Source organism: Frankia sp. CeTa3Moorea, assembly GCF_978021225.1.
The window spans coordinates 1-6311 of sequence record NZ_CDXDOR010000211.1 but is presented as its reverse complement, the minus strand read 5'-3'; the positions used below and the strand labels follow the sequence as shown (position 1 = coordinate 6311).

The 6311-nt window shown below is 72.0% G+C and carries 5 protein-coding genes; 2 read left to right on the top strand and 3 right to left on the bottom strand.

The window, feature by feature from the left end:
- From AC08OV_RS22690 to AC08OV_RS22680, 3 genes are all read right to left on the bottom strand, one after another.
- The coding region (locus tag AC08OV_RS22690) for a winged helix-turn-helix domain-containing protein (RefSeq protein WP_476620280.1) at positions 1-3254 on the bottom strand (3254 nt) is incomplete at its 3' end.
- A 151-nt stretch (positions 3255-3405) separates the two neighbouring features.
- Positions 3406-3705, bottom strand: coding sequence for a DUF4193 family protein (locus tag AC08OV_RS22685; protein WP_011435374.1), 300 nt, complete (start codon positions 3703-3705; stop codon positions 3406-3408).
- Between the two features lie 432 nt (positions 3706-4137).
- On the bottom strand, positions 4138-4527 hold the full coding sequence (locus tag AC08OV_RS22680; RefSeq protein WP_476615393.1) for a GroES family chaperonin: 390 nt from the start codon (positions 4525-4527) through the stop codon (positions 4138-4140).
- A 422-nt stretch (positions 4528-4949) separates the two neighbouring features.
- On the opposite strand from AC08OV_RS22680, the gene AC08OV_RS22675 reads away from it, so the two are divergent.
- The gene (locus tag AC08OV_RS22675; RefSeq protein ID WP_476615392.1) at positions 4950-5615 is read left to right on the top strand and encodes a hypothetical protein; all 666 of its coding nucleotides are present in this window, start codon (positions 4950-4952) and stop codon (positions 5613-5615) included.
- A 232-nt stretch (positions 5616-5847) separates the two neighbouring features.
- On the top strand, positions 5848-6311 hold a 464-nt coding region (locus AC08OV_RS22670), incomplete at its 3' end, for a hypothetical protein (RefSeq protein ID WP_476620279.1).

The following is a 6311-nucleotide window of genomic DNA, read 5'->3' as shown; positions in this document are numbered from 1 at the left end:
CCCACGGGCGGCACCCCCACGGGCGGCACCCCCGCCCCGGATACGGCCATGACCGGTCCGCCGTCGGTCGGCGTCCGCGGATTCACCGCGGCGGCGGACGCCATCGTGGCCAGGGCCCGCAGAGTCGACACGAAGAACGGATGTGCGGCGGAGAGACCGGGATGGGCATCCAAGATCGCCAATGGTTCGCCACCGAATTCGAGGAACGGGCCAGCGAGTCCCTCGTCCTCGGCGAGCGCGAGGGCACGCGCCAGCAGGTCGGTGGCACGCCCGTGGTCGTCACGCCGCGCGGCCGCCACCGCTGCCACCACACATGCCGACACCACCGAACCGCCTCCGCCGCCATCCGCCCGCAGCAGAGCCGCCACCGCGTGCTCCGCTCCCTCTAGATCAGCGCACGCGAGGTTCGCCCGGGCCGCCGCGAGCGCGAGAGCATGGTCCGGCCGGCGGGTGTCGGCCAGCTGTCCCAGCAGCTGCCGGGCAGCCTGGGCGTTCCCGACGGCGATCAGCAGGTCGGTCTCGGCGGCGCGCCACAGCGACAGGCACAGCGGCGGTCCGGCCGGCCGTCCTCGCGACGCCAGGAGACGGCGGGCAGCCCGCACATCGTCCGCCTCCCCACGCCGGCATCGTGCCCTCGCCTCCAGCACGACGATCAGATCGAGCAGGTATGGAGGATGCGCCGGGGTGAAGGCCATCCGCGCGAGGTCGAGATGGTGCGTGACGCGCACGTCGTCGACCCGGGCGGCCGCCACCATCGCATGGGCGAGATGCGCCTCGACCAGGCCGGCCGGCATGTCGGTCAGACCATCCGAGGATGCGGGGACGGCCGTGGGATCGACCGGGCTGGCAGTGATCATAGCGGCGGTGGCGACCGCCACTGCCGCGCTGGACTCGGCCTGCCGCAATCGACCTCGCAGCACGTAGGCGAGAGCCATCGCCCCGGACGCCGATGCCTCGACCGTCCGCAGACCGCCATCCCGGGCCGCCGCCATCGCCTCCCGCAACGCCTCCAGCGCCAGATCGGGACGGCCGAGCCAAAGCTCCGCCCGCCCGCGCGCACACCAAGCCACAGCCGCCACGATCCCGTCGGGACCACCCACGCCCCCGCCACCGCTGGTCGATCGCGCGACGATCCCGGCCGGGCGGTCCGGCTGGGCCCCACCGACGACGGAGCCGGGGCGGGCCGCGCCTTCCCCAACGTGATCATGTCGAACACCGGACGGCTCCAGTCCGGGACCTTCGGCGCCCCCGATGGCCCCGATGGGACCGGCAGGACCAGCAGGACCGGCGGGCAGGAACCGAGGATCTCCCGGCGGCCGCACGCCGACGGGCGGTCGTGGCCGGACCTTCCCCGCGGCCTCCGCCCGCCCCGTCACGCCGGCAACCGCCGGACCAACCGGCTGTGGCACGGCGCCCGGCCTGCCCGGGGACCGTAGCAACCGGCGGGTGATACTCAGCATCTCCTCGCACGCCCCGGCGAGCTCCGCCCGGCGCAGGTCGACGAGATCGGCTCGGACCACGAGCGCGCGACGACGGGACACGACCGCCGCGGCGATGCTCCCCCGGGCCACCTGCAGGCATCTGGTGGCCGCCCCCACCTGTCCCTGGCCCAGCCGGCCCACGGCGGCGACCAGCGCGCACTCCGGCGACCACAAGGCCGGGGAGTCCGGCATCGCCGTCATGATCGAGCTGAACCCCGCGGCGCCGCCGTGCAGGGCATCCACCATCTCGGGCCCATCGACGAGCAGGCAGGCCGCGTACCACCAGTCCCCGGCATGCGCGGCGTGATGTACCGCATCCGTCGTCCGACGGTGCGCGGCGAACCAGATCGCGGCTCGCAAGTGGAGCTCATCGGTGTCCTCGTCGCCGTCCGCGGCCAACGCGGAACGCAGCACCGCGGCAAGCAGCCGGTGAAAGCGGAACCATCCGCCGTCGTGGTCGAGCTCAACCACGAAGCCGTCGGCGCGCGCGAGTGCCGCCAGAACTTCCTTCCCGCTCACCCGCGCACCTACCGTGGGTGCCGGCGTGTCCCCGGGGCCGTACTCGCCGGGCGGGCCCATCGCCATGCTCGCGGCGTCGGCGTCGGCGTCGGCGTCGGGGTCCGGCGGCGGCGCGGCACGCGAGCCGGTATCCGCCGCCAGGACGCCCGCATCCATCCGCTCGGCCGCGACGGCGTCCGCCAGCGGCCCGGTCATGCGCTCCAGGACACTGGTCCGCAGGAGGAAGCGGCGTACCGGCGGCGGCTTACCGGCTATCACCTCGGCCTGCAGGAAATCGGCGATCGCGGGATGGCCGGCCACGGCGCCGGACAAACCAGCCGTGTCACCGAGGCCACCGGACGGGGATGCGACGGCCGCTTCCCACCGCCCATCCGCCCCCGGCAGTGGTCGTCGCTCCCGTGCGGCGAGCGCCCCGGCCGCCAGCCGCAGCCCGGCCGCCCAGCCCTCAGTGACGTGCACGAGACCGCTCACCGTCGCGGGCGACGCCGTGATCTCCTGCCGGCCCGTGATCTCCTGCCGGCCCAGGAGGGCGGCGGCCTCCGCCCGGGTGAAGGCGAGATCCGTCGGGCCGATCTCGGTGACCCACCCGGCAGCCCGCAGCCGGTGCAGCGCCACGGGCACCGTCCGGCCCACCAGAATGATCCGGGCCCGGTCCGCGGCCCCGTCGATCAGCAGTTCGAGGCCGTCGAGGTCCGAACGCCGGGTGATCAGATGCACGTCGTCGAGGATCAGTATGAAGGACGCCGGGAGGTCGGCGAGGATGTTGGCGAGCCATCGGTAACGCCGATCACAAAGATCGTCGGCCGCGGGACCGTACCGGCTCCCAAGGCCCTCACCGGCCGGGAGCAGACCGTGTCGTCCCAGCCCGTGCAGCAGCTGCGGCCACAGTGGGAGGCCCGGCTCCCCGCCACGCGGGCCGGGGACGACCGCCGGATCGACCCGCACCCACACAATCGGCGTCTCCCCCCGCCGGCCCGCGGCCCAGGCCGCGACCAGCACCGTCTTGCCCGAGCCGGCCGGGGCCCGCACCACCGTGAGGGGCAGGGCGGTAGCGGCGTCGAGTGCGTCGAGCAGCCGTGGTCGATCGACATGACCCGGCGGGGTCGGCGGGGGGACGAACCGGTTCAGGAGCAGCGGCAGGCTTTCGGGACCGTCCGCGGGATCCTCCTCCCCGGGACGGAGAGCGGCATCCTCCGGACGGAGGGGCCGCCGACCCTCAAAGACGGCGGGACGGGTCCGGACGGAACCGGACATCGGTGACTGTTCGTCGAGCATCCGCACCACCCCCAGCGACAATCTCGCGCTAGGTAGTGGTACGCCTACTCGGGCGACCGGGCAACCGGGCAACCGGGCAACCGATCCGCACCGCCCGCCGTCGCGGGACACCCCGCCCGGGACCCGGCCCTCAGGCCGCGCAGTCCGAGCAGACGACGTGACGGACGTCCGCGAGCTGGCTGCGGTGCTGCACCAGGAAGCATCGGGTGCAGGTGAACTCGTCGGCCTGCCGGGGAAGTACCCGCAGCGACAGTTCCTCGTCGCGTACCTCCGCATCCGGAAGGTCCAGCTCGGCCTCGAGGGCGTCCATGTCGTCCCCCAGGTCCGCTGCCGCACCGGCGCGCTGCGCCTTGAGCGTCTCCAGGCTCTGTTCCTGGAGCTCGTCCTCCTCGACATCCGTGCTTCGCCGAGCGTCGAAGTCACGAGCCATGCGTCTCCTTCCTTTCCCTGCCATCGTTCACCCAATGGGTATGCCAACCCATCGGTCTTGGGTTTGGCCGAGCGTGAGGAGCCATGGAACACGGCACCTCAGGACATCGGCTGGTTACAGTACGCAGTGACCCCAAGGATTGAGGTGACGCGATGCCCTGTGTCCGCATTTCCGGGTGCCTCCACCACATCCAAGGGTCCCGGCCGGAACGCGGATCTCCAGAGCCGAGCGAACGATACGGGGCGGAACCGCCTCAGGCCAGGCAGCACCAGGCTGGCGCGGTGTCACTCCCGCCACAGCCATGATCAAACATCACGGCTCCGGTGGACCGCCCGCATCTCGATCGATGCGGCACCGTACACCACCTGGACGCCGCGCCGTCATCGGATGGTCGGAAAGGGCCACGCAAGCCTGGGGGCCGACCAGCCGGATCTAGAGATACAGACCTGTCAGGCCATCGTCCAACCGCTCCGCCGCGACGGCGTGCACGTCCCGCTCCCGCAACAGAACGTAGGTGTTCGAGTGCAGCTCCACCTCGGCCCGGTCCTCGGGGTCGAACAACACCCGATCGCCAACCTGGATGGTCCGCACGGCCGTCCCCACCGCGACGACGTCCGCCCAGGACAGGCGCTTCCCCATATGCGCGGTCGGGGGGATGACGATGCCCGCCTTCGACCGCCGGTCCACGGAATCCTCACGCGGCTCGACCAGCACGCGGTCGTGCAGGAGCCTGATTGGCAGCGCGCCGGACTGCATGACACCCGATTGCGTGCCCACCCCAGCCGCGCCGACCCCGTTGACACCGCCGGACACAACGTTCACAGGGTCGGACACTACCCGCCTTCCAATCACCGGTGACACCCCAGGCGGCATTTCACGACCGCCCGATCGACCGACCACGTCCGCCGGCCGGGACTTCCCACGCCTCCCGGCCGGCATCCACACACCCCACACCTCCCCACCGGAGGGCCCGCCCGGCCGTCCTGATTCCCCGCCGACGTTCCGCCGGGGAATGCCCTCGGGTGACGGGACGCGACGGAGAACGCGATACCCCCACTTCGCCTTATCGGAGCAGAGCCAGCCGAACCTCCCCGGATGGGGAATGGTCTCCCAACACGGTATAAGCTGCCGCCCATCGCCGCCCGGGCTGGCGCTGACAGGGGGCGAGCCGGTTACCCCTCGATCGTCCGTTGGCGCCCAGGTAACCGTCGGCACGTAACGAACCTCAGGGATGGGGCACGATCATGGCATTGCGCATCAGCGTCGACCTCGATGGGCTACGCTGGGCCGATCTGTTCCGCTTCGTCGATCTCGCCCGCAGCGGCGGCATCAGCGCGGAGGACCAGGTTGACGTCATCACCTACGGCAGTGACCCGATGTCGGTCAGCCTGTCGGCCCGCATCTACCCGGCCTCCGAGGGGTTCCTCTCCACGGAGCAGTCGGACGCATCCGGCGACAGCATGCGCGGCGCCCCGCTCTCGGTCAGCCCCGGGTCCGGCAGCCCCAACGGCTCGGGGTTCGCCTACGACGGTTCCACCGACCGCGCAGCCTCGGCCAACGGTGCCCACTACCCGGCGTTCGACAACGCCGCGGACCGTGCGGTCCCGCAGAGCAGCAACGGCCTGCCGTCCTCCTACGGACCCGGGTACGACGGACCCGCCGAGCGGGGCCTCCAGGCGGCGGGGGGTGGGCACTACCCCGCGTTCGACGGCCAGCCCGACCGCATGCCGCCGGGTGCCGGCGGGCAGTTCGCGGGTTTCGAGCCGTTTGACCGGTCCGCGCCAGGCAAGGAGCCCGGAGGTGCCTCCGGGCAGGTCGAAAGTCCCTACATCGAGGAGTTCGCCAGGCTTCAAGAGGGTCTGATGCGGCAGGTCCGCCGCACGGACGAGGTCCGGCCGGACCGGTCCTGATCTGCGATTAGCGCCTCCACGCGGCCACGCCGTCCGGACTCCGGCTCGGCATGACCATGCGGCCCGTCCCGGCGAACCCGCTTCCCATCCTCACCGCGCGTAAGGGAGAGGGAACCATCAGCGGCATCTGGCACCGCGGGTCAGAAGCGGAACGTGAGTCAGCAGTGACGGTGAACCCGAACGGGCTACACCCTTCGTGCCCGCTGGCCCGCTATGGTGCATGCTGCCGGTGATGGAGGATCCGCGCCTTGCTGACGTCGAGCAGTATCACGGGCGACTGCGCTCGGAGCTCGACGTCATCGCCCGTGGGCCGGTCCTGGTCGGCCCGAAGATCGTCGAGCATATTCACTCGCTGATCACCCTCATCGACCTTCATCAGCCGAATGAGTTCGACCTCTGCCTGAGCTGCGACCGTCTCTGGCCCTGCGCGTCGATCATCGCGATCACCGGCATGTCACCGGGCGCCGCACCGGACAGCCGGGCGGTCGACGAGGAGGATGAGCAGGCCGCGAGCATCGGGCGAGCGGTCGCCGGACGGGCATCCGGCCGATCGGGTCCGGTCGCGTCTCCCGACGCGGAACACCCCGGCGCGGAACACCCCGGCCCGGATCCCCGGCCGGTGGCCCCCGAGGGGCGGGGAGCCCGTCCCGAGCCACCCCACCGCGAGCACCCCGCCACCGGCGACGAGGCCAGGAT